Below are 24,497 nucleotides of genomic sequence, written 5' to 3'. Positions count from 1 at the left end.
GCACCATATGCACAAAGGCCAAAGTCAGCTTCATCATTTATGGTCTATTATGCCGAAGTTTTGTCACCTGTTTGATCAAGCACTGTACCATCTGCTAACACTAATTTCGGTGTCGCTTTTTCTGTAATTGTTTCCGCTGTAATGATACATTTTTGAATATCTGTACGAGACGGTAATTCAAACATCATATCAAGCATTGTCGCTTCGATAATTGAACGTAAGCCACGTGCACCTGTTTTACGCTCGATTGCTTCTTTTGCAATCGCTACAAGTGCCTCATCTTCAAATTCTAACTCGACGTTATCAAGCTCTAGCATTTTTTGATATTGCTTCGCTAGTGCATTTTTTGGCTCCGTTAAAATTTGAACTAATGCATCAACGTCTAATTGCTCTAGTGACGCTAGCACCGGTAAACGACCAATAAACTCCGGAATTAAGCCGAATTTTAATAAATCTTCTGGAATTAACTTCGCTAAGTACGAATCGTTATCTTCTTGCTTCTGATTGTTCGTACCGAAGCCAATTACCTTTTGACCTTGGCGGCGTTTAATAATTTGCTCGATGCCGTCAAACGCTCCACCAACGATGAATAAAATGTTTGTCGTATCGATTTGTAGGAACTCTTGATGTGGATGTTTGCGTCCGCCTTGAGGAGGTACGCTCGCCACTGTTCCTTCTAAAATTTTCAGTAACGCTTGTTGTACACCTTCGCCTGATACGTCGCGTGTAATGGAAGGGTTTTCTGATTTACGTGCAACTTTGTCGATCTCGTCGATGTAAATGATGCCTTTTTCCGCGCGCTCGATATCATAATCCGCTGCTTGGATTAATTTTAATAAGATGTTTTCAACGTCCTCACCAACGTAACCAGCTTCTGTTAATGACGTTGCATCTGCAATTGCGAATGGCACGTTTAAAATGCGTGCAAGCGTTTGTGCAAGTAACGTTTTACCAGAACCAGTTGGCCCGATTAAGACGATGTTTGATTTCGATAATTCGACATCATCGATTTTTGAGTTTGAGTTAATACGTTTGTAGTGGTTGTATACAGCTACAGATAACGCTTTTTTCGCGCGCTCTTGACCGATTACATACTCATCTAAAATGTTTAAAATCTCTTTAGGCTTTGGAATTTCTTTTAACTCAACAGCTTCCTCTACACCTAATTCTTCTACGACAATTTCAGAACATAATTCGATACATTCATCACAAATGTACACGCCAGGTCCTGCTACTAATTTACGCACCTGCTCCTGTGGTTTTCCACAGAATGAACATTTTAAATTGCCTTTTTCATCATTAAATTTAAACAATTTGGTCACCCCTATTCAAGCAACTATCTTACAAGATTTAGTGTACTTTATCAAATATATTGATTGCTTCCTTCTTATTCACCGTCTAGTTGCATCATAAACTTCGTTTGACTTGAATTGCATAGATTATATGTAATTCACACACATTCTAAAAATGTTGCTTATATGTATAGTAAGTATTAATTTTATCATTGTTCTACCTAAATGGCACGTATTGTTTCGTATATGTATTTAAATTCATTAAATCTTTACAGTAAGCTGTATAAAATATAGTGCTATTTGCTGTTCATTCAGCCAAATCGTTTCATCGCGCAAAGCGACAGACATGATGATAAACAACAAAAAATATGTATAAAACAAGGCACGATTTCTCGTACCTTGTCGTAAAAATGCTATTAATTTCGAATCAATTACTCAGAGATTTTTGCGTTATCTACTAAGAATTGAACTGTTTTTTGAGGTACTAATTGTTGCTTAATTGCGTCAGTACCACCTAAAACAGTTACGATTTGGTCAGCAGACATACCGGATTGTTGCTCTAAAGTAGACACTTCTTTGTTGATGTCTTCTTCAGTAACTTCGATTGCTTCTGCTTTAGCGATTGCTTCAACTACTAAGTTTTCAACAACGCGTTGCTCAGCTTCTGGCTTCATTTGCTCTTCTAAAGCTTCAGCGTTTTGACCAGTGAATTGGTAGAATAACTCAAGGTTTAAACCTTGTTGAGATAAACGTTGTTCGAATTCACGTTTCATTTGCTCGATTTCTGTTTCGATCATAGCAGCTGGAATTTCAACTTTAGCGTTTTCAGCAGCTTTAGCTACTAAGTCAGCGCGTAATTGAGCATCTGCTTCGAATTCTTTTTGATCTGCAGCTAAAGCTTTTAATTTAGCGCGTAATGCGTCTAAACCGTCAACTTCAGCGTCGATTTCTTTTGCGAACTCGTCGTTTAATTCTGGTAATACTTTTGTTTTAATTTCTTTTACTGTTACTACGAATTTCGCTTCTTTACCAGCTAATTCTGGAGCGTGGTACTCTTCTGGGAACGTAACTAAAACGTCTTTTGTTTCGCCAGTTGCAGCGCCTACTAATTGCTCTTCGAAACCTGGAATGAATGAACCAGAACCGATTTCTAATGCGTAGTCTTCACCTTTACCGCCTTCGAACGCTTCTTCACCTACGAAACCTTCGAAATCAATTACAGCAGTGTCGCCTTCAACAACAGCGCCTTCTTCTTTAACTTCTAATTCAGCTTTTTTCGCTAATTGATCTTGAATTTGCGCTTCAATTTCTTCGTCAGTTACTGTAGCGTCTTGTTTTGTTACTTCTAAGCCTTTGTATTCGCCAAGCTCAACTTCTGGCTTTAATGTTACTTTCGCAGTGAATGTGAAAGCAGTGTCTTTTTGTAAAGACTCGAAATCGAAATCGATCTCAGGTTGTGCTACTGGGAAGATGTCCGCTTGATCTACTGCTTTAGAGTAGAATTCAGGCACGATTAAATCTAATGCATCTTCTGCTAAGTATGCTACGCCGTATTTTTTGTCGAATAACGCGCGAGGCATTTTACCTTTACGGAAACCAGGCTCGTTAATTTTTACTACTACTTTTTTGAATGCTGCATCTAATGCTTTGTTTACTGCTTCTGCTGGTACTTCTACAGTTAAAAGACCAGTGTTTGCTTCTTGCTTTTCGAATTTTACAGACATGTATATACCCTCCAAAAATAAATTTCCTTGTTAGACAACTTACTTAATTATTAAGATTTGACAACCACTTTAGTATAACACAGATGCTTAGACTTTCAACAAATTTCCTTACATCTCAACATTCATATTCAGTTCCATCTGTTGAATGCAGCTCATTATGTCCGCATCCATGTCGTCGCGCTGTCCAAATAACAGCTCCATATACTGCACGTAACCGGCAAACATTTCATCCGTCGTATAGCCGCAAAATGTTTCCCAATCAAGTGGATAAACGTATAAAGCGTGGCGTTTAATGACGTCCTCAACAAGCTCAAGCTTTGATGGATCGGCATCGAGGTGCTGATGCGCAAGCGAAATTAACGCCTTATATTGCGGCATATCAAACGGGCTGCCGACTAGCTCGGTCGGGTTAATATCAATCGTTCGCTCGTCGATTGGATAATGAATGACGCAATCGATTTGCTGCTCGCAAAAAACGGTGAGCAACGTTGCGCGAATGAGTGGATGCACCGACGCATTTTCAGCGTAACGAATGAGCGTCTCTTTGTACGGGCGAATGTTTTGCTGAAACAAGGCGCTCACAAATTGATCTTGCTCATGAATCGGCGACGTTAAAAACGTATCGAGCCGGTCCTGCACTGTTTGCTGCCCTTCTAAACGGTCCATAATTTTTTCGTTTAGCAGCTTCACGCGCTCAATTTTTTCGCGCTGCTCGTCCGTTAACGACTGCTGTAGTAAATTGCTCGCAAGCGTTTGTACGTGTGCATATTCCTTCAACTCGATACATACTGTTAAATAGAGCTCCATCACTTCAATCATCGGAATGTTCGGATGCGTCAGCACGCGCTCGCATACGTCACGCGCATCGGCAAATCGTCGCACCTCATATAAGCAATACGCATACGCAAGCAATGAGCGTGTCGGCGGCTCAACTAAATCGAATGCTTTTTCAAAATCTTGAACCGCCTCGTCATAACGATAATATTCCGCATGCTCATGTGCTATTTCTAACGTGCGCTCGATAACGCCCGGGAACACAATCATGTTGCCCTTTTTTCGTAACGGCTCTTTTCGTTTCATGTTTTTCACCTACTTTTCGCTCTAATTATGCATTAAGCTGTTTCTTTTATCAAAACTTAAGTAAGAATACTTCACTTCAATTGAAATAAGTAGGCGTTAAACGATTTTTCACGATAACGTAGGTTGTTGTTCATGTCGAAGCAAGCTTTCTGCGAACATGGTGATGAGCCAGTCAAATACGAAGTTAAGTAAGAAGCGTATTGCTTGTTTCGCATCGTCGCAACTCGCTATACTAAAAAAATGCAATCTACTTAAAGGAGTTTTCATTATGAACTACGGCTTTATCGGACTTGGCAATATGGCTTCGGCAATTATTAAAGGGATGTGCCAATCGAGCGTGTTTCCACCCGACACGATTTTTGGGCTAAATCGTTCAAGCGACAAAACAGTAAAGCTCGCGAGCACGTACGGCATTTCAGCGTGCGATACGACCGAGCAACTCGTCGCCGCTTCTGACGTCATCATTTTGGCCGTGAAGCCGAACATGCTAGAAAGTGTACTACAAACGATGGCACCGCTTATACGCGAGCAGCAGCTCATCATTTCAATCGCAGCTGGCAAACCGCTATCGTTTTATGCACAGTTTTTACCGAACAACACGGTCATTCGCGTCATGCCAAACATTAACGCAATGGTCGGTGCATCAACGAGCTGCTTTTCTGCTCCAGCCCGCGCAACAGATGCACAAAAACAGCTCGTGCGCACATTGTTTTCAACAGTCGGCTCGATCGTCGAGTTACCTGAAGAACAGTTTGCCATTTTCACAGCGACAGGTTGCTCGTCACCCGCGTTTACGTACATGTACATCGATGCGTTAGCGCGTGCCGGTGTGCGTGACGGCTTGCCGAAAAAAGTAGCGCTAGAAATTGCCGCAAGCTCGGTGCTCGGCAGTGCAAAAATGGTGCTTGAGTCGATTGGCGAGCAGCACCCGTACGACTTAGTTGACCAAGTTTGCTCACCAGGTGGCACGACGATTGAAGGGGTCATGACGCTTCAAGATCAGCATTTTGAGCATACGATTCATGAGGCGATTCGTGCGGTGATGAAGAAGGATGCAGCGTTGAAGTAACGACTTATTTCATGTTGCTCTTCACGTTCAAGGCAGGATTTCCGCAGGCTCGGCTCATGCCTCCTCGATACTCGTACCTCGTATCTGCGGGGTCTTTCGACGCGAGCTATTCCCGCTGGAGTCCGCCTCTCGTTACGAGCAACATTTGTCTGCCTACACAAATATTTTCATCACAAATCGCATCTGCATGTCGATCCACGCAAAAAGGGCAGCGCTAAAGTCATTTTTCTTTAGCACTGCCCTTCTTATTGTTACTCCGCTTTAAACACTTGACGCCATTCGTCTTTTTTATCTAAAAATTCTTTCGCTAACGCTTGTGCACCTTGTAAGCTATGACTTGCCGCCCAGCCGCATTGCACTTCGTTACATGCAGGTACTGCCGTTGCATCAAGTACGTCTTGCGCTGTTTTTGCTAAAATGTCGAGCACTTCGTCGTAATTGTCGTGGTTGATCATCGATAAATAAAAGCCTGTTTGACAGCCCATTGGCGATAAATCGACTACTTGGTCTGTATGGTTGCGAATGCGGTCTGCCATTAAATGCTCTAATGAATGAAGCGCTGGCATTTCCATATGCTCGATGTTTGGCTGCTTTAAGCGAATGTCGTATTTGCGTACTTCATCACCGTGTTGCCCAACTTTTACACCGGCTAAACGTACGTACGGTGCTGCTACTTTTGTATGGTCTAAATCAAAGCTTTCTACATTTGTTTTATCTTTCGTCATCGTGTAAACCTCCAAGTTAACTGAAAACAGTGTTTTTTCTATGTTTTCTAACTAGTATATACCGTTACTCGAAAGAAGGTAAAGCAAATGTTCGGTTCGGCGTTTCACCGTGAATTGAAATTTTGTCGATTGCAGCTAAATAATGCAGCATTGCGACCGTTTGTGCATACATCGAGTGTCCAAGTCGCCCTTCCTTGCCCGCATAGACGAACGCTGTGACGTCATGAAGCGTCGTGTTGCCGTTTTTTACCGCATCAAATGTTTGTAAAATGCGCTTATGGTAATGCGTACGCAGTCGTTGAATACGCGGCTTTAAATCCGACACGAGCGCTAAATGCCCCGTTAGCACATGGCGTACATTTAACTGTTCAATCATGTCAAACGAAGACAAATACGGCTCGATTGGATTTAAAAATTGCAGCGTCGGTAAAATGACCGGATTGAGCACTTCAAGTAAATGATCGCCTACAACGAGCACTTGCTCCGCTTCATTGTAAAAGCATACGTGATCCTCGGAATGCCCAGGTGTAAACAGCACGTCGTAATGCACATCGCCAAGCATAATGCCCGTATGCTCATTGAACACAACATCTGGCTCGACGACATAATTACGATAATCAATCGTCACTTCAATATTCGGCAGCTCCACATGCACGCCGTATAGCGCAAACACTTCGTCGGTCGGATTGACGTAGCGACCTGCTGCAAGCCCTGCCTTTAAACGCTCAACGCGATGCACCGTTTTTTCGTGCATATATACCGGTGCGTCGTACAACTCACGCAGCCAGTTCGCACAACCTAAATGATCGGTATGCCCGTGCGTAATGACGATGCGCTCGACGCGACGATTGCCGATTGCGCGCTGCCATACTTCCTTCGCTTCTGGCATGCTGTCACCTGTATCGACGATCGTAATACCGTTTTTCCCTTCAAAAATATAGCTGTTCATCGACATTAAATCGTACGGTAACGGTAACTGTACGCGTGTAATGTTCGCTGTAATTGCATCGATTGCTTGCATCGCTGTTCCTCCTTAGTCCGCGCTCGTACGAATGTGCTGCTGCACCGTGCGCCAATACGGTTTTTGTATAATCGTCTTTGCATAAGCTGTTGCAGCGTCTAGCAGCTCATCTTGTGGCACAATGTGTTCGATAATGCCGTACTGCCACGCCTCGTTTACCGAAAACTTGCGCCCGGTTAACGCAATGTCCACAGCACGCGATAAGTTCGTTACGCGAGGTAAACTTTGTGTCCCACCTGCTGCTGGCATCATGCCAATTGCCGCTTCCGGTAACGCAAATATCGTCTTCTCCGCAGCAATGCGCATATCACAAAGCATCGCTAGCTCAATGCCCGAGCCGACCGCAAAGCCGTGCATCGCCGCGATTGTTAGCTTATTGCACGTACGAATCACTTCCCAAACATCATGCTGCAACCGAATGCGCCGCTTCTGTAGCACAGTGTTTGCCTCGCCAAATTCCGCTAAATCAGCTCCTGCACAAAAGCCTTTGCCTGCACCGTGTAAAATAATCGCTTCAATGCTCGGATCGTCTTGCACGTTGCAAAATGCCTCATATAGCGCATCACGCATCGGTGCATCAATCGCGTTAAGCGCTTCGATGCGGTCAAGCTGCACGTATAAAATGTCATCTGCTCGTGTTAAATTAATACCCATGTTACTCACCTGTAAACTGCGGCGTGCGCTTTTTTAAATACGCGTCCACCCCTTCTAGCCGATCATCGGACGTTTGCACGAGCATGTATAAATCAAGCTCCTGAAGCAATGCTTGTTGGAACGTCAAATCACTGCCGCGCAGCATGCTTTCTTTCGTGTAGTTCATCGCAACAGGCGACTGCTTGCATAAACGCTGTGCTAGCTCCATCGCCGCAGCAGCTGCATCATTTTCCACATGTAAAAAGCCTCGCATTGTCGCTTCGTTTGCGTCCATCACATGCCCACCGAGTAATACGTGCATCGCTGGACCTTTCCCGACGAGCTGGCTAAAGCGACGAGATACGCCACCAAGCGGCATTCGATCGTGCGCAAACACCGTCTCGTCTGTGCCGAAGCGAAAATCCGCAAGCGACGCAAAACTTAAACCGACGTTTGCACAGCGTCCGCGAATGACCGCAATAATTGGCTGCGGAATACGCGACCACGCCGCAAGCATCATCGTCACTTGATTGGATACACTATAATGACCCGTCACGTCCGATTCGACAAGTTCGTGTAAAAAATGAGGTGGTGTCGTTTGCACGAGCACAACATATACGCTCGTTTCATACATCAACTGCTCGGCGACGTCTCGCAATCTCGCTGCAAGCTCCGTCGTCATAACCGCCTCTGGAATCGTTACTGTCGCGAGTTTCCCATCAATCAGTAGCATGCTTTTCACATCCTTTATAATGCGCATCGTGTTCACCAATGGCAGGCGCTGGCGTAATCGTCGTCGGCAAGCTTGCACACGTATAAAAAAATGCGCCATGTATTTTTTGACTTTCGACGAGGCGGCTGCACACCGTTTTTAATGACGATGCCGATAGCGAGCGCTGTTTATTCACTTTTTCATACAGCGCATTCGCAAGCAAGTTGACTGCGACCTCATATTGCGATACGTCAATGCGCTTTACTGCACCGTGCGTCTTTTGTCCGTACAATGCAAACATCGTCGCCGCTGCACCGTGAATACCCGCACCGAAATCACTAACCGAAAACCCTGGTAACCACGGTGTTTCGCCGTAGCCCGTCACCGATGCGATGCCACCGAAGCTCTCAAGCGTCGGACCGTAACCGATATAGTCGCGGTAATGACCCGTTTGCCCAAATGCCGATAGCGACGTAATGTGCAGTCGCTCGTTTAAACGATGCAGCGCTTCTGGCGTATAGCCGAAGTTTTCCATGACGCGCGGGCTAAAGTTTTCAATGAGCACGTCCGCATTTTGCACGAGTAACTCAAACTGCACGCGGTCTTCTTGTTGCTGCAAGTTGAGCGTAATGGCGCGCTTGTTGCGGTTCAGCTCTTGGAAAAACGGCGCAGCAGCATTTTGCCCTTTTCGAATGCCGTCTGGTCGCGTCGGTGCTTCAATTTTAATCACCTCTGCCCCAAGATCGGCGAATAAACGACTGCAATACGGCCCTGCCCACATCGACGTTAAATCGAGAATGCGTAAATTGGCAAGCGGCTTATGCGTCGGAGCAGCTTCGGCAAGCACTGTTTCCTTCCACGGAATGCGGCGCTTAAAATAGCCGCGGTGCTGCAGTTGTGGACATTCGCGTAGCTGCTGTGGCGTTTGCACTTTCGCAAAAGGCAGTCGAAACGCTTGCCCGACGACGACGAGCTCATCGACTGTTTGCGTTTTCGCCCACTGTGCAAGCCGTGCCTCGACGTCTTTTACGTTGCGAGCGCGTCCTTCATCGCTTGCGTACGCTGGCTCATCAATTTCTGCCCACCTTGCGAGAAGCTCCCATTTGTCCTCTGTCGGTGCGCCGATAAATACGTAGCCGTCACTTGCTTTTGTAATAAACATCGGAATGAGCCCTTGATGACGATTGCCGTAGCGACGTCGTTCTGCGCGCTGTGCGATATATTGCGTCGCCGCTCCTTCAAGCGCACTCGCTAACACTTCCTCGGCATATACGGTTACACGCTCCGTTATGTCGTTATACAATGCCGCCGTCGCAATAAATGCGATATGTGCACCGATGACGACCGAAGCAGGCGACCCACCAATAACGAGTGCTGATTCCTCTTGATCACCCGTTAATGCCGACCAACCGTTAATCGCTTGCAACACTTCTTCAGTACTATCAAGTGCGTTGCCAATTTCTAAGTGGCACGTTAGCACATGTGGCTTCGCGCGCTGGACAAACGTGCGCGTATGTAAATCCATTGCACTATCGGTAATAATGAGCTGAAACGGCTGCAACAATAACGACATGAGCGCGTCATTTTCGTGCAGTTTTTTGTGCGCACACGTAAACGGCGTCACATCGCTCGGCAATGATACAATTTTATGCACGGTCGCTCCGTTTGCGGCAAGCAAGCCACCTGCGTAGCTACCTGCCACACTTCTCGTTAGCTCTAACACTGTAACCCCTTTTAATGATTCATTCACCCTTTGCTCACCTCAATTAATCGGCTGTCGGTAACGCTGCTGGCTTTTTCAGCTCCATCGGCTTGTCGCAGCACGTTACTTCGCCGTCTCCTGCTTTTGTACAAAGTAGCTCTGCGCCACATTCCGTACATTCAAAACGTTTTCCTAGTTGATTGCTCATGTTGTTCACCTCACTTTTTTTGTAGCGGTTGACCGCAGCACGTCATGTTGCCGCTTCCACCTTTCGTTACGATAAATTCACTTTTACACGTCTCGCACATCAGCTTCGTGCCCATTTTATGTGTCATCCAATACCCCCTAATGTTTTTGTAGCATTTTAATTTTATTCGCCATGTTGTACGCTATTCCCTTTTTGCTCGTTGAATATTCGTTTAATTTGTCGCTTATCCACTTTCCCTGTCGTACTTACTGGTAACTTTTCCACAAAAATAAAACGCGTTGGCACTTTAAATGTCGCAAGCTTCGTTTTTAGCGACGTACGTAACTGCTCCGCGTCCACCGCACCGTTCGTCACAACGATCGCTGCCACTTCTTCGCCCCATCGTTCATGTTCCACGCCGACGACCGCCGCTTGTACGATGCCCGGCTCATGAAGCAGCGCCTGTTCGACTTCATGCGCCGCAATATTTTCACCGCCGCGCACGATGACGTCACTGCTGCGTCCCGTTAAAAACAAATAGCCTTCGTCGTCTACATAACCTTCATCATGCGTCACAAACCATGTCGGTGCATCGTGCCCAGCGTAGCGATTAATGCGCGCGCTTTGCACTTCAACGACGCCGACTTCATACGGTGCACACGTTTGCCCATCACGACGAATGCGAATGTGCACGCCGTCAATTGCGCGACCGACCGAGCGTAAACGGCTGCGACCGACTTCATCTGTTTGGCGATGATCGTCCGCAGTGAGCGCAGTAATTGTCGCCGTCGTTTCCGTTAAGCCGTACGCATTGGAAAACGCGACGTGCGGCAGCTGCTGCAGTGCGCGCGCTAAAACCGGCATCGGCATCGGCGCACCACCGTATGTCAGTTGCTGAAGCGATGGAACATTCGCCTGCTGCTGCAATATGTCATACAGCATCGTCGGCACAACGAACGTATGCGTCACGCGGTGCTGCTCGACTGCCTTGACGAATTGCTCCGCATGAAACCCTTCTTGCAATACGACGGCGCGACCGCTATATAGCGCATGAAACACCGCCGTCAGCCCGCTAATATGAAACAGCGGCACGACGTTTAAATATACACCGCGATCACTGCCGTCTGGTGCATCATTATGCTCAAAAATATAGCCGGCAAACTGTTCATGGAATATTTCGACTTTTTTCGGCGCACTCGACGTTCCACTCGTCAGTAATGTCAACGCTTGCTCGCACTCGTCAACACCTTCATATACATGTGCCTCCATCGACTCAACGCATACGACCGGCACGCGAAACGATTGCTCCACGTAGCGCAACTCTGTGACGACACATGCGACGTCTGCTAATAAAGCGTCGCGCTCGCTCTCCTTTAGACGCGTGTTCACCGGCATGGCGATCACACCTAACTGCCAGCATGCGAGTAATACAGCAAAATATTCAACGCGGTTCGTCAGTACGATCGCCACCGTATCCCCTATTGTGACGTGCGGCTTTAACGAACCGGCTACGCGCATCCCTTCACGTAGTAGCTCGTCGTACGTCCATTGTTTCTTAGCATCGATTAGCGCCGTTTGTGTCGGCACGATGCTCGCTGCAATTTGCAGTAATAAATAACCATTCATACATTCCACCCCTTTTTCATTATCATATCAAACATGTCGCCTTTTCTTCCTATGTTAAATCGTGTACACTGAGCACAAAAAGGAATGAAGCGTATGAACATCCTCATTACTGGTGCGGCACAAGGAATTGGAAAAGGCATTGCCGAAACGTTCGCTAAGCGCGGAGACACCGTCATTTTAACCGACAAAAACGAAGCAGGACAGCTCGTCGCAAAAGCATTGCAGCAAGACGGCTACGACGCGCATTTTTTCACGCTCGACGTCACGAAGCCACGCGACATTGAAGCGCTGTTTGCGAACGTACACGACACGTTCGGTACAATCGACGCGCTCATGAACAACGCAGGCTACGCTATATGGCAAGACCCGCTCACGATGTCGGTTGACGATTTTGACGACATCATCCATACAAATTTACGCAGCGTCTTTCTTTGCTCACGTGAAGCGGCCAAATATATGAAAGAACATGGTGGCGGTGCGATTATTTCAATGGCATCAACACGCGCGTTCATGTCCGAGCCACATACAGAAGCATACGCCGCATCAAAAGGTGGCATCGTCGCATTGACGCACGCACTTGCCGCTTCGTTTTCACCGTACAACATTACGGTCAACTGCATTTCGCCTGGCTGGATTGAGACGACGGACTATGAAGCGTTAACTGAAGCGGACCACGCACAGCACTTTTCAAACCGCGTCGGCACCGTCCAAGACATCGCCAACATGTGCGTCTTTTTAAGCGACCGCGCGAACAACTTTTTGAACGGGCAAAACGTGACGATCGACGGTGGCATGACGAAAAAGATGATTTACGATTAAACGCATAACACCGAGCGCCTAGGCACTCGGTGTTTGTTCGTCCGTAATATAAATGTGTAGCGTCGGATGCTTTCGTAAAAACACATCCATCACTTCCGTTGCGAGCTGACGAGAGCGCTCTTTCGGGAAGCCGACTTGCTCGCAGCATAGAAGCGGCATCGCAAGCGAATGAATGCGCTGCGTCACAGCATCTTGTAAAATGCGCGCATAGCAAAGCGAAATCGCCTCCTCGCCTTGCTCAATCCACTGTGGTACGAGTACATGTAGCACCCATTTTGCAGGTAAATTGTAGCCTTGCGTAATTAAAATTTCGTCAGCGTGAAGCGGCGCAAGCTTTGTGCAGTCCTGCTGCATCGCCGGCCCTGCACATTCGGAAAGACGCGCACTTAATCCTTCTGAAAACTGCATAAACATATTCGTCGGATTGACAATTGCTTCCACGCTCATCTGTTCAATCGGTGTGTTTACAAATTCATACGGCATACACATCATCCTTTACGCATTTACTATAAGTGTAAAGCAAACGACTTCGAACTCCAACCAGTATTTACAAAAACTTTTTATGTTCCACAATATGTCACAAACGGACGATCATCTTCAGGACCTTTTGCGTAGTGTGCATATTGCTCCTCTAACGTGTACGGCGTCGATAGCACATGCAACAATTCCTCGACAGGTGCAAAATCTCCCGCCTCCGCTGCACGAATCGCCTCATTCACTCGCTCATTTCGCGGAATGACGATCGGGTTTGCTCGCTGCATGAGTTGCTGCGCCTCAGCGTATGACGAATCTTCCTGCAATAAACGTTGCTGCCACTTCATTTCCCAATCGAAAAACGCATCGGATTCAAACAATTCATTGTCTGGATAATCGCCCTCTGCTAATGCACGAAACGTCTCTGTATAATCCGCCTTATGCTGCTGCATCGCCAGTAATAGCTGCTGTACAAGCTCACGATCGTCCTCACGCGCCGTAAACAGTCCAAGCTTCTCACGCATTCCTTCTAGCCAGTACACATTAAATAGCACTGGGAAGTCATTTAACGCCGCTTGAGCCGCTTCAGTCGCCTGCTCCTCATTGTCAGCAAACAACGGCAAAATACTTTCGGCTAAACGTGCTAAATTCCATCCTGCCATTTTCGGTTGATTGCCAAACGCATAGCGCCCTTGTCGATCAATCGAGCTAAACACCGCACCTAAATCGTACGTATCTAAAAACGCACACGGCCCGTAATCAATCGTCTCGCCGCTAATCGTCATGTTGTCCGTATTCATGACGCCGTGCACAAAGCCGATGCATTGCCACTGTGCAAGTAGCTTTGCTTGCCTTTCGATGACGCGCTGTAAAAATTGCACGTATTTGTCTCGTTGCTCCGCTAAATCCGCATCGTGACGCATGATTGCATAGTCAGCAAGCACTTTCACATGCTCATAATCGGCAAGCTGACGCGCATATTGGAATGTCCCGACACGTAAATGACTGCTCGCTGTACGCGTTAACACCGCTCCTTCTAATAACGACTCACGCTGCACAAGCTCGCCCGTTAACGTCACCGCTAAGCTGCGCGTCGTCGGAATACCGAGCGCATGCATCGCCTCACTTATAATGAATTCTCTTAACATCGGTCCAAGTGCCGCACGACCATCGCCACCACGAGAAAACGGTGTTCGCCCCGCTCCTTTTAGCTGCACATCGACAAGCCCACGCTCCGTCTCAACTTCACCGATCAACAGCGCACGACCATCACCAAGCATCGTAAAGTGCCCGAACTGATGTCCCGCATACGCCTGTGCAATTTGTGCCGCCCCTTCTGGCATATCATTCCCTGCAAAATAATCCGCCTGCTCGCGCCAAAACGCCGGCAATTGAAGCTCGTTCGCTAACGCCTCATTCCATAACACAACATGCGGTGATGCCACTTTATTTAACGCTACGTCAGCATAAAAAATGCTCGGTAGCTCTTTATACGTTTGCTTTAATTTCATGAAAATCCCCTACCTTCTTACAATTACTATAGCGGTTTTTCGGAAAGGTGGCGAGTGTGAGGGTAAAAACAGAAAAAAGCTACAAAGAAAAAATTCTTTGTAGCTCACGTACATTAGTTCTCACATGCCCATCCGTCTTCATCACGATCATGCTTATCATCGTACGCCCCATGCCCAGCTGGTACACCATCTGGATACACTGCTCGTAACGCATCACAATTTTTATACGATTCAAACGCAGGTGCTTGCTGTTCTGCTTCTTCCGCTTGGCGCTCTGCCTCTGCTTGACGTTCCGCTTCTTCCGCTTGGCGCTCTGCCTCTGCTTGCTGTTCCGCTTCTTCCGCTTGGCGTTGTGCCTCTGCCTGACGTTCTGCTTCTTCCGCTTGGCGCTGTTCTGCCGCCTGACGTGTTGCTTCATCAGCTTGACGTTGCTCCTCCGCCTGACGCTCAACTTCTTCTTTTTGACGCTGTTCTTCCGCCTCACGTTCTGCTTCCGTTTGCGTTTCCACTTCTGATTGCACAGGTGTAATTTTTTCTTCGTCTTCTGGCAATGCTACTGCACAGCTTCCAAATGCTAACACCGCAAATACTAAACAACCAACTAAACTGCTTTTCTTTTTATCATTTTTCGCCATGATACCACTCCTTCTGTACATATTTTGAGACGCTATACGCAGCAATATACGCAAGCACCATACTATATAAATCAATTACATCAAACGTCCCAAGCGTTGGAAAAATAAATTGTGCTACTTCACTTCCTGGACCGAGTAAAAATGGTAACACAATAAATGTAGTCCGCCACATAGACGTAGGTTCCCCAACCCATTTCACACATAAAAAGCTCGCAAATGCGTACACCCATAACGCATCTGGTAACGTATAGCGCACATAGGACGATACATCCCAATGCATTGTAGATTCCCTTATATGTATAAGCCATTCTGAGAAAAACAGTTGCTCATATATTCGAAAAATGAGCAATACATCCTCTCGAAATAACGTATAAATGAGTGCACCGATTACAATTGGAGCGTATACATGAACGATGTAAAAGATCTCTTTATACATTACGACACCCCACTCAATGTTTAATTTTAACAAAAAGGAGAATGATAAACAATTACAAATAAACCATTTGAACTAAATTCGTTCATTATAGTACACTATCTGTAACGTAAAAAAGGTAGGTGTTTACATATTGTTTGAAAAAATTGATGCAAAAAATCCACTCTATATTGCAACGTATGAAAAATATAAGAAAATCTTTGAGGAATTTCAAAATTTCGCTGAAAAACTAACAGAACAGGCTGGTCGTGCAACGAAAAAAAGTGGAAAAGCAAATTCATACGCTCGTTACTTAATACGGTTAGCGATTTTTGTTCATCGACAAAATCCAAATTTCATACTTCAAGCAACTGCTGAAGCATTAGCAGAAATTGAAAAGCTACAAGATTCGCCTAACTTCATAAAATACAACAAACAAGAAAAACATTTTCCAAGCGCCACAATTCGTTGTTTCCATGCATTCGTTACAGAACGTGAAAAAATGCTCCCTCCTGTTATGCCTTATTCAAATGATGTTGAGCCATTATTCGTTCATGAAAATGATCCAACTTATAATGCACAGCAGACGAAAGGAAATCACGAAAATATGCTATTTGAAAAAATTGATTCTAAACATCCTCTCTACATACAAACGTACGAGCAAAACAAAGCCATTTATGATGACTTTGAAAAATTTGCTGATTCCTTAACAGAACAAGCTGGTCGTGCAACGAAAAAAAGTGGCAAGGCAAGTTCATACGCTCGTTACTTAATGCGCCTCACGATTTTTTCTCAACGTCAAAATCCGAACTTTATCCTTGCACCGACGTTTGAAGCATTAAAACAAATCGAACAGCTGCGCGAACTACCACAATTTAAAGACTACAACAAACAAGAAAAAAGCTTCCCGAGCGGTGCCATTCGCTGTTTTCGTGCATTCGTTACAGAAAAAGCGATGGCAGTAGAAGACTTAATTGATACGGAGCTTAACGTTACTTATTTAACATCAAAAGAGCTTCCTAACATTAAAGAAGAACAACTTATTAAAGCACCGACGAAACGTCACGAAAAAGAACCTTCAAACTACGGTCAAGCTTATCGACGTAGCCAAAACGAAAGCTTCGCAGCAAAGGAACGCAGCAACTACACATGTGAAATGAGCGATGCGCACTTTACCTTTTTAACGGAGCATCATAAAAAGCCTTACGTTGAAGCACATCATTTAATTCCAATGGCGGCACAAGATTACTTTGAATACACGATTGATTTTGCACATAATATTGCCGTTCTTTGTCCAACGTGTCACCGTAAAATTCATTACGCACAAGCTCATGAAAAAAAAGACATGATTCAGCACTTATTTGCATCGCGCAAAGCTGGCTACCCACAATACGGCATTGAAATTACGGAAGAACTGCTCCTAAGTTTTTACAAAATCCTCGACTAACGCAAAAAAAGCACCTCAACAAATTTCGTTGAAGTGCTTTTTTCGATATTCTCTATTTCAATTAGTCACGCTCGTATTTCATAATTTTTCCTGACACTGCATTGATCTCAAACTCATATTCTGCTTTGCCAACACGTAGCTCGATGTCGTAGTAGCGCACGCCGTCGTCTGAATCAAGCTTTGCCTTCACTAACGTTCCTTTACCACCAAGCTTGTTTTTCGCAATTTGTACCGCTTTGTCTTTTGAAATAACGCTTCCTTGTTGCTTTAACGCTTTACGCTCTGTCACTTTCGCTTTACCTGATACCGCGTTTACTTCAAGCTCGATTGCTTCTTTCGCTGTGCGTACGTCCACTTCATAATGTGCGTATTTGCCGCCTTCAAAGTCTACGTCTACAACTTTGCCACCAACTGCTTTGATCGCAATGTTTTTCGCCTGTGCTATCGTGATGTACTTCGCTTTCGCCGCTTCTGCCACATCCGCTTGCCCGAATACTAAACTTCCTGTTAATGCTGTTACTGCCGCTATTGCCATGAATGCTTTTTTCATATGTAACATCTCCCTTTGCTGTTTTTTGAACACCTTTATCATATCGCAACAAAATTAAACGATTCTGAGCGCTTCATTAAAATTTCATGAGAACGAAAAAAAGCACGCCAACTTGTAAGCTGACGTGCTCGTATTTCATTCCTTAACAACTTCATATAAGTACTGTGCCACGAAATCAACTAGATTTTGCAGAAAAAACCTTTCTAATGAATGTGAACCGTTTTATGCCCGATATGTAGCAATCGATTCATATATTTCAAACCGTTGCTGAAACGCTACATACTTCATCGACGTCTTATCTAAACGTTGTGGCAGCTTTTGCTCATACTGTTGATTGAACCGCTCGATATAATACGCTTGCTTCGTACGCATCGTTTGCTCGCACTTTTCTCGATTGTATGCAACGTCGCATGATGCGCGGAAATTTTGCGCCTGCACGTACTGCCAAATCTGTTCGATTGCATGTTTCATCACTTCTTTTGTCATATCGACCGCTCCGAAATTAAAGTCGTATTCATTCACTAAAAACACGAAATTGCCTGCCGCTCGATTCGCTTTAAACTTTTCATTATCTTTATGCACAATCCGTCCATCAATATCCATTAGCTTGCGATCTGTATAATGCCAATAGCTCCCTTGCATTTCAAACACTAACGTATGACCATTCGCTAGCTGAACGACGCAATCGTTACGATAAATCTCTCCTGGCACCATCGCTTCTACTTTCACTTGTTCATTCGGAAACAGCTCCTGAATCGACTCTTTCATTAATTTCCCTGCAAACGATTCCCGTTCATTTAAGAAACAGCGTAAACAGCGCCTGTTATAATGTGTACGTAAATCAATCCCTGTTTTCCAACTATGACCGTTTGTACATTTCCACCAAACTTGCTGATGTGAGCCAAAGCTAACACGTTGCGTAAGTGGTCCATTTTTCTCAGCGTCCCACTCCGCCGCAATATGTGGAAACTTCACTAGCAATGAATTACAAAGACTACACGTAAAGTTTGACACAAAGCGACCATTTCGTTTTTTCGTCGTATATTTATTCGGCGTTGTCGCATCTTCGTCTGTCTGCACATATTGGCATTCTACGCACGTCAAGAAAATTTTATCTTTACTACCTTTTCGAATTTTTGTAAATGGCACGTCCCTGTTATTCGCTGGATCATAATACGGTTCCAAATCTGGTCTTACTTCATAAAGCCACTTCGTTGTATTCATCGGACGCTCATACGCTTTAAAAATTTCCATACATATTTCACATAAAGGTAACGCATGATCCGTAAAAAAATCTTTGTACGCTCGTTTACAACTATTTTCACAATCGACTCGACAACATTTCACTGTAACGTATGTTGCAGTACCCTTTACTTCACCGATATTGACAACATGAAACCCATAATTTATTAAATTTTGTCTTAACGTTTCTTCTGAATGTTTTCGAACAGCATGCAGCTCTTTTTTGATTTCCATATTCGGTATTTTGAACTCATACGTCTTTTCACCTTCGTACCAAAACACATACCCTTGTACAGATTTCACATTGCCCTTTAAAAGCTCATTTATTCTTCCTCTATTTTTAATATTCAGAGCCTTTGTTGCTTCCGCTGGTGTAGAAAATGGACCATAGCGCTCACCGACTTTTTGAATAGTGCCTTCTATTTTTTCAATTCGCTGACCTACAATAAGAGGTCGCTCAATTGTATACGTTTTATACATCTTTACCTCACCTCAAAACATACGTTCGTTTACATTTAATATCGCCATGACAGCTAAAAAATAAACATTCGATTTTGATTTGACTATGAAAAATTAACAAAACAAAAAAGCACTATATCCTTTGTAATTAAAGGATATAGTGCTTTTCCATTAGTTCTAAATAACTAAAATACGTCCCAGGGGGGACTCGAACCCACGACCTACGGCTTAGCGTACTACTACAATTTTCATTGCTTACACGTTCTTATAGTTCAATAATCCCATAAAAACATATAATTTGATAGTCTGGACTATAACTTCACCATTTCAGGTGCGACACGTTTAGTCTCTACGGAACCTCTCGTAGCGAAGTGCTACTGCAATTGCTCTACCTGCATTAAGCCATTCGAACAATCTCGTTTCCTCGGTATTGCCATCAGCATAATCTGTTAAGGGTTTACCGATATGGTGTCGTCCACTTTATACGTTACTTTTCCGTATAAAGGCTCCTATTATCACTTAAAGGCCGTTGCTCTATCCAGCTGAGCTACTGAGACAAGATGCTTTCTTTAATGAAAGACAAGACCAATTATATGTCACATATTGCGAGAAGTCAACAGCATTTCGTAATTTTTTGATAGAAAATGCAATAGAAATTCTTTTTGCACAATAATAAAGGCAACGAACGCATTTTCAACAGAATGCGTTCGTTGCCTTTTGCGTTTAAAGCGTTATACGTCCTGCTTCATTGAAAAAAGATGGCTTGAAATAATATCGCTCTGTTCGTTAATGAAGTGTACTTTGTAATCGGTTGGCGATGCGATGTCGATCGTCGCATACGTTTTCGGATTGCCGCCGCGTGGAGCCGTTAAGCTACCTGGGTTGACGAACAAAATGTTGTCAATCAGCTCGGCGCCGTACAAATGCGAATGACCGAACAAGACGATGTGTGCGCCGACTTCCTGTGCGCGGTAACTAAGTGCCATGAGCGACTGCTTCACATTGTGCAAATGTCCGTGCACCATAAGGACGCGCTTATCGCCACAATCGACAATGACTTCTTCTGGAAAGCGTTTGTCGCGGTCGCAGTTGCCACGCACGCGCTCAAACGTTGCTAGCACTTCATGATCAAATGCTAGTTCGCTATCGCCGCAATGAAAGCGTACGTCCGCTTCCTGCTCATTTGCTACATGTGCAATGATTGCCGCATCGCCATGTGTATCACTAACTACGAGTAGACGCATACGATTCACCCCTTATTTTTGTAAAAGTGTCGGCAATAGCTCCGATAATTTACGAATTGCATTGCCTCGGTGTGAGATTGCCGCTTTTTCGCTCGGCGTTAGCTCAGCCATCGCACGATCAAGCTGTGGCACAAAGAAAATTGGGTCGTAGCCGAAACCGTTCGTGCCGCGCTTTTCTTCTACTATTACCCCTTCACATGTGCCGAAAACCGTTTTTGTTTCAACGTTTGGTCCTGCGATTGCAAGTGCACACATGAAGCGTGCTGTGCGCTCTTCTGTCGGTACACCTTCTAACTTTTGTAGCACTTTAACGATGTTTGCCTCGTCGTCGTGGTCGCCTGCGTAGCGCGCTGAATAAACGCCTGGCTCGCCGCCTAACGCATCGACGATTAAACCGCTATCGTCCGCAATGACAAGTGTGTTTAACTCATTAGCAAGCGTCTGTGCCTTTAAAATCGCATTTTCTTCAAACGTCGTGCCTGTCTCTTCAATTTCCATATCTGGTGCAACGTCAAACATCGTCACAACGTCGATGCCAAATGGATTAAATAGCGCTTCAAAGTCTTTTGCTTTTCCTTTGTTTTTTGTTGCGATTACTACTTGCATCATTACCACTCCTTATTTGCCTACGCGCTCAGCGATGTCGCCAAGTGCTTGCTTTTGAATGTCAATCAGTTCCGCGATGCCTTGCTCACCTAGTGCAAGTAATTCGTTTAACTCGTCGCGTGAGAACGTTGCTTCCTCGCCTGTTCCTTGTAGCTCGACGAAACGACCTGCCCCTGTCATGACGATGTTCATATCAACTGCTGCTGCTGAATCTTCGACGTAGTTTAAATCGAGTACAGCGCCAATTTCTTCGACGATGCCGACACTCGTTGCCGCTAAGTAGTCGGTTACAGGGAATTTCGGTAACGCTTTTGCGTCTGCAAATTTCGCAATCGCTTGTGTCATCGCAACGAATGCACCTGTAATCGATGCTGTACGCGTGCCACCGTCTGCTTGAATAACGTCGCAGTCAATCCAAATTGTGCGCTCGCCTAACGCTTCTAAATCAACAACTGCACGTAATGCGCGTCCGATTAAACGTTGAATTTCCATCGTGCGCCCTGTTACTTTGCCCGCTGCTGCTTCACGGCGCGTACGTGTTTGTGTGGCGCGTGGTAACATTGAATATTCTGCTGTGATCCAGCCTTGCCCTTGCCCGCGTAAGAAGCCAGGCACTTTCTCTTCAATCGTCGCTGTGCAAATGACTTTCGTATTGCCTACTGTAATGAGCACGGAACCTTCTGGATGTAATAAATATTCTGTATCAATTTGAACTGGGCGTAATTGCGCTTCAGCTCGTCCGTCATGTCTAGTCAAATGAGTATCCCCCTAATAGTATTTTGCGCTAATCATCTTATCATATTTGTACAACGGTTACTATAACGTGCTCGTGAAAAAAGGGTAAAACAGCTGCGTGCTATTTTACCCTTTTCCCATTAGTTGATTCGGCTCGTCACATATGGCGAATCAACACACTTATTTTTTATGTGGCAGCTGAATTTTTTCGATATGTAGCTCGCCTAATTCAAGCCAATCTTCTGCAATCGAGCGGAAAATCGGCACGGAGCCTGTTGCGAAAAATTTGTGCTGCGGTGCTTGGTTTGTCGCAAGCTCATGGTTGTACGTTAAGTAATGATCGACGTCATACGCTGTTTCTTCAGCTGAAGATAACACCGTCACGTTCGGTCCAACCGCTGCTTCAATTTGCTTTTGTAAAATCGGATAATGCGTACAGCCTAAAATGACCGTATCAAAACGCTCGTCTCGCAACGGCTCTAGCCCTTCTGCAATGAGCTGTGTCGCAAAATCGCTGCGATATTCACCTGATTCCACAAGCGGCACGAACGTTGGGCAAGCAAGCGGAATGACGCGTGATGATGTGCTAAGCGATAAAACCGCTTCCTCATACGCACCACTTTTTACAGTTCCTTCTGTTGCAAGCACGACAATTTCATGCGTTTTCGTCTTTTTTATTGCTGCACGGGCACCGGCATTAATAACACCGAGCACCGGAAATGGCATATGCTTTTGCAGCGAGTGAAGTGCGACTGCAGTTGCTGTATTGCACGCAATAACAAGCATTTTCACACCCATGTCACGCAACGCCTCAGCCATTTGCCAAGTAAATTCGCGCACTTCTTTTCTTGAGCGAGGCCCATATGGACATCTCGCCGTATCACCAATATAGTAGATCGTTTCTTCTGGTAGGAGCTTCATAATTTGCTTTGCAACTGTTAGGCCGCCTACACCTGAGTCAATAACACCAATCGGGGCATTCACGTTTAACCGCCTCAATCCTTTTTCATTTCTAAATGTAATCGTTGAAGGAGATTTGAAAACACAATCGTTTCCTCTTCTTCAAATTGTGTAAATACATCGCGTAAGTAATCTTGTCGCTTTTTAATTACTTCCTCAATAACGCGCGCACCCTCTTCTAATAAGTGAATGCGAACGACGCGACGGTCCTGCTCATCACGAACACGCTGAACGAGCTCGTTTTTTTCCATGCGATCAACTAAATCTGTCGTCGTCGAAAATGCTAAATACATTTTCGTCGATAACTCGCCAATCGTCATATCGCCTAGCTCATGTAGCCATTGGAGTGCGATGAATTGCGGCGGAGTAATTGTATAGTTGCTTAAAATTTCTCGCCCTTTTTGTTTTATGAGCGCGGATATGTAACGCAGCTCTTTTTCAAGTAGCGCAATCATTTCGTCATCATGTGTAAATACCGGTTGTTCGGCCATCTATTGACACTCCCCTTATATAAGCAATTCCATACCATCTATTTTGTCCCTTTTTCGACAAAATATCAAGTGGCTAGTGCGATGTCGTGCATTTTATCCTATATATACAGTGAATGATTTTAGTGTTTTGTTAATTGACTCTCCGCGGGCGTGGAGGCTAACACGATGTTCGTCATGAAGGTGATGCCACATGGACGTAGTGTTTATTGCCTTTCGTGTCGCGCTCACGCTTTTCCCGCTGGAGTCCGCCTCTTGTTTCAATCAACTTCAGCTTACGATGATGAACTACAATATGTCCACTCATTTAAAAAACGACCTCGCACAAGTTGTGCAAGGTCGCTTCAATTTCGTATTAGTCAACCATGTGGTCAGAACCGAAGAAGTTCTTGAACATTTGAACTGTTGCAGCACGGTTAAGTGATGCGATAGAAGTTGTTAAAGGAATACCTTTTGGACAAGCAGCTACACAGTTTTGTGAGTTACCACAGTTTGCTAATCCACCGTCGCCCATAATTTCAGCTAAACGCTCGTCTTTGTTCATCGCACCTGTTGGGTGAGTGTTGAATAAACGAACTTGTGAAAGTGGAGCTGGACCGATGAAGTCAGCTTTTTCTGATACGTTTGGACATGCTTCCATACATACGCCGCAAGTCATACATTTAGCTAATTCATAAGCCCATTGACGTTTACGCTCAGGCATACGTGGACCTTCGCCTAAGTTGTAAGTACCATCAATTGGAACCCATGCTTTAACTTTTTTAAGTGCGTCGAACATACGGCTACGGTCAACTTGTAAGTCACGAATAACTGGGAAAGTTGACATTGGCTCTAAACGAATCGGTGTTTCTAATTTATCAATTAAAGTCGAACAAGATTGACGTGGACGACCGTTAATGATCATAGAACATGCACCACATACTTCCTCAAGACAGTTCATGTCCCAAGTAATCGGCGCAGTCTTTTTACCGTCAGCTGTTACTGGATTTTTTTGAATTTCCATTAATAAAGAAATTACGTTCATCCCGTGGCGGTATGGTACTTTGAATTTTTCCCAACGAGTAGGGCCATTCTCTTTATCTTGACGTAATACTTCTACATCAATAATACGGCCAGTGTTTGCTTCTGCTGCCATGATTTAATT

At 44.9% G+C, this 24,497-nt stretch carries 26 protein-coding genes; 3 read left to right on the top strand and 23 right to left on the bottom strand.

Annotated features, from left to right (window positions below):
• Positions 1 to 47 precede the first annotated feature (47 nt).
• From clpX to A6K76_RS03250, 3 genes are all read right to left on the bottom strand, one after another.
• The gene (gene clpX / locus A6K76_RS03260; RefSeq protein ID WP_066462052.1) at positions 48 to 1,313 is read right to left on the bottom strand and encodes an ATP-dependent protease ATP-binding subunit ClpX; all 1,266 of its coding nucleotides are present in this window, start codon (positions 1,311 to 1,313) and stop codon (positions 48 to 50) included.
• Between the two features lie 410 nt (positions 1,314 to 1,723).
• The gene (gene tig, locus A6K76_RS03255) at positions 1,724 to 3,016 is read right to left on the bottom strand and encodes a trigger factor (protein ID WP_066462051.1); all 1,293 of its coding nucleotides are present in this window, start codon (positions 3,014 to 3,016) and stop codon (positions 1,724 to 1,726) included.
• Positions 3,017 to 3,124: 108 nt separating this feature from the next.
• A complete protein-coding gene (locus A6K76_RS03250) occupies positions 3,125 to 4,096 on the bottom strand; it encodes a tetratricopeptide repeat protein (protein ID WP_066462050.1) in 972 nt (323 codons plus the stop codon).
• A 268-nt stretch (positions 4,097 to 4,364) separates the two neighbouring features.
• On the opposite strand from A6K76_RS03250, the gene proC reads away from it, so the two are divergent.
• Positions 4,365 to 5,165, top strand: a complete 801-nt coding sequence (gene proC, locus A6K76_RS03245) for a pyrroline-5-carboxylate reductase (RefSeq protein ID WP_066462047.1) — start codon at positions 4,365 to 4,367, stop codon at positions 5,163 to 5,165.
• A 251-nt stretch (positions 5,166 to 5,416) separates the two neighbouring features.
• Here proC and A6K76_RS03240 read toward each other — a convergent pair whose 3' ends face one another.
• The 8 genes from A6K76_RS03240 to A6K76_RS03215 all read right to left on the bottom strand — a co-directional run bounded on the left by A6K76_RS03240 (position 5,417) and on the right by A6K76_RS03215 (position 11,771).
• A complete protein-coding gene (locus tag A6K76_RS03240; RefSeq protein ID WP_066462046.1) occupies positions 5,417 to 5,890 on the bottom strand; it encodes an S-ribosylhomocysteine lyase in 474 nt (157 codons plus the stop codon).
• Positions 5,891 to 5,954: 64 nt separating this feature from the next.
• Positions 5,955 to 6,911: an MBL fold metallo-hydrolase gene (locus A6K76_RS03235; protein ID WP_066462044.1), complete on the bottom strand. Its 957-nt coding sequence runs from the start codon at positions 6,909 to 6,911 to the stop codon at positions 5,955 to 5,957.
• A gap of 12 nt (positions 6,912 to 6,923) precedes the next feature.
• Positions 6,924 to 7,565, bottom strand: coding sequence for an enoyl-CoA hydratase/isomerase family protein (locus tag A6K76_RS03230; RefSeq protein WP_066462042.1), 642 nt, complete (start codon positions 7,563 to 7,565; stop codon positions 6,924 to 6,926).
• A gap of 1 nt (position 7,566) precedes the next feature.
• Positions 7,567 to 8,277, bottom strand: coding sequence for an enoyl-CoA hydratase/isomerase family protein (locus A6K76_RS03225; RefSeq protein WP_066462041.1), 711 nt, complete (start codon positions 8,275 to 8,277; stop codon positions 7,567 to 7,569).
• Complete coding sequence (locus A6K76_RS03220; protein WP_066462040.1) at positions 8,264 to 10,006, bottom strand: CaiB/BaiF CoA-transferase family protein; 1,743 nt, start codon at positions 10,004 to 10,006, stop codon at positions 8,264 to 8,266. The genes A6K76_RS03225 and A6K76_RS03220 overlap by 14 nt, the downstream gene beginning before the upstream one ends.
• Positions 10,007 to 10,022: 16 nt before the next feature.
• The gene (locus tag A6K76_RS16430) at positions 10,023 to 10,166 is read right to left on the bottom strand and encodes a hypothetical protein (protein WP_083995250.1); all 144 of its coding nucleotides are present in this window, start codon (positions 10,164 to 10,166) and stop codon (positions 10,023 to 10,025) included.
• 10 nt (positions 10,167 to 10,176) lie between these two features.
• The gene (locus tag A6K76_RS16625) at positions 10,177 to 10,293 is read right to left on the bottom strand and encodes a desulfoferrodoxin (protein ID WP_139108636.1); all 117 of its coding nucleotides are present in this window, start codon (positions 10,291 to 10,293) and stop codon (positions 10,177 to 10,179) included.
• A 35-nt stretch (positions 10,294 to 10,328) separates the two neighbouring features.
• A complete protein-coding gene (locus tag A6K76_RS03215) occupies positions 10,329 to 11,771 on the bottom strand; it encodes a class I adenylate-forming enzyme family protein (RefSeq protein ID WP_066462035.1) in 1,443 nt (480 codons plus the stop codon).
• A gap of 93 nt (positions 11,772 to 11,864) precedes the next feature.
• Here A6K76_RS03215 and A6K76_RS03210 point away from each other — a divergent pair, with 93 nt between their 5' ends.
• Positions 11,865 to 12,590, top strand: a complete 726-nt coding sequence (locus tag A6K76_RS03210; protein ID WP_425393858.1) for an SDR family NAD(P)-dependent oxidoreductase — start codon at positions 11,865 to 11,867, stop codon at positions 12,588 to 12,590.
• An 18-nt stretch (positions 12,591 to 12,608) separates the two neighbouring features.
• Here the strand turns inward: A6K76_RS03210 and A6K76_RS03205 are convergent, their stop codons facing one another.
• The 4 genes from A6K76_RS03205 to A6K76_RS03190 form a co-directional block, all read right to left on the bottom strand.
• The gene (locus A6K76_RS03205) at positions 12,609 to 13,073 is read right to left on the bottom strand and encodes a macro domain-containing protein (RefSeq protein ID WP_066462028.1); all 465 of its coding nucleotides are present in this window, start codon (positions 13,071 to 13,073) and stop codon (positions 12,609 to 12,611) included.
• A 77-nt stretch (positions 13,074 to 13,150) separates the two neighbouring features.
• Entirely contained in the window at positions 13,151 to 14,575 is a 1,425-nt protein-coding gene (locus tag A6K76_RS03200) for a protein adenylyltransferase SelO (RefSeq protein ID WP_066462026.1), read from the bottom strand.
• Between the two features lie 113 nt (positions 14,576 to 14,688).
• Positions 14,689 to 15,210, bottom strand: a complete 522-nt coding sequence (locus A6K76_RS16620; RefSeq protein WP_066462024.1) for an excalibur calcium-binding domain-containing protein — start codon at positions 15,208 to 15,210, stop codon at positions 14,689 to 14,691.
• Positions 15,197 to 15,646: a hypothetical protein gene (locus A6K76_RS03190; protein WP_066462023.1), complete on the bottom strand. Its 450-nt coding sequence runs from the start codon at positions 15,644 to 15,646 to the stop codon at positions 15,197 to 15,199. Before A6K76_RS03190 ends, A6K76_RS16620 begins: the two co-directional genes overlap by 14 nt.
• Positions 15,647 to 15,776: 130 nt before the next feature.
• Here A6K76_RS03190 and A6K76_RS16415 point away from each other — a divergent pair, with 130 nt between their 5' ends.
• Positions 15,777 to 17,069, top strand: a complete 1,293-nt coding sequence (locus tag A6K76_RS16415; RefSeq protein ID WP_083995246.1) for an HNH endonuclease — start codon at positions 15,777 to 15,779, stop codon at positions 17,067 to 17,069.
• A 61-nt stretch (positions 17,070 to 17,130) separates the two neighbouring features.
• Here A6K76_RS16415 and A6K76_RS03180 read toward each other — a convergent pair whose 3' ends face one another.
• The 8 genes from A6K76_RS03180 to sdhB all read right to left on the bottom strand — a co-directional run bounded on the left by A6K76_RS03180 (position 17,131) and on the right by sdhB (position 24,488).
• Entirely contained in the window at positions 17,131 to 17,619 is a 489-nt protein-coding gene (locus A6K76_RS03180) for a PepSY domain-containing protein (protein WP_066462021.1), read from the bottom strand.
• Between the two features lie 222 nt (positions 17,620 to 17,841).
• Positions 17,842 to 19,341, bottom strand: a complete 1,500-nt coding sequence (locus tag A6K76_RS03175) for a zinc-ribbon domain-containing protein (protein WP_066462020.1) — start codon at positions 19,339 to 19,341, stop codon at positions 17,842 to 17,844.
• Positions 19,342 to 20,051: 710 nt separating this feature from the next.
• The gene (locus A6K76_RS03170) at positions 20,052 to 20,564 is read right to left on the bottom strand and encodes a metallophosphoesterase family protein (protein ID WP_066462016.1); all 513 of its coding nucleotides are present in this window, start codon (positions 20,562 to 20,564) and stop codon (positions 20,052 to 20,054) included.
• A 12-nt stretch (positions 20,565 to 20,576) separates the two neighbouring features.
• On the bottom strand, positions 20,577 to 21,173 hold the full coding sequence (locus A6K76_RS03165; protein WP_066462014.1) for an XTP/dITP diphosphatase: 597 nt from the start codon (positions 21,171 to 21,173) through the stop codon (positions 20,577 to 20,579).
• A 9-nt stretch (positions 21,174 to 21,182) separates the two neighbouring features.
• Positions 21,183 to 21,926: a ribonuclease PH gene (gene rph, locus A6K76_RS03160; RefSeq protein WP_066462013.1), complete on the bottom strand. Its 744-nt coding sequence runs from the start codon at positions 21,924 to 21,926 to the stop codon at positions 21,183 to 21,185.
• Between the two features lie 159 nt (positions 21,927 to 22,085).
• The gene (gene racE, locus A6K76_RS03155) at positions 22,086 to 22,889 is read right to left on the bottom strand and encodes a glutamate racemase (RefSeq protein ID WP_066462011.1); all 804 of its coding nucleotides are present in this window, start codon (positions 22,887 to 22,889) and stop codon (positions 22,086 to 22,088) included.
• Positions 22,890 to 22,900: 11 nt separating this feature from the next.
• Positions 22,901 to 23,356, bottom strand: a complete 456-nt coding sequence (locus A6K76_RS03150; protein WP_066462009.1) for a MarR family winged helix-turn-helix transcriptional regulator — start codon at positions 23,354 to 23,356, stop codon at positions 22,901 to 22,903.
• Between the two features lie 352 nt (positions 23,357 to 23,708).
• Positions 23,709 to 24,488 carry a succinate dehydrogenase iron-sulfur subunit gene (gene sdhB, locus A6K76_RS03145; protein WP_066462007.1) on the bottom strand — a complete coding sequence of 260 codons (780 nt, stop codon included), beginning with the start codon at positions 24,486 to 24,488 and terminating at the stop codon, positions 23,709 to 23,711.
• Positions 24,489 to 24,497: the final 9 nt, after the last annotated feature.

This window comes from Caryophanon latum, from assembly GCF_001700325.1.
GTDB lineage: Bacteria > Bacillota > Bacilli > Bacillales_A > Planococcaceae > Caryophanon > Caryophanon latum.
Note: the sequence above shows the minus strand (reverse complement) of the source record. Positions and strands in the feature narration are given on the sequence as shown.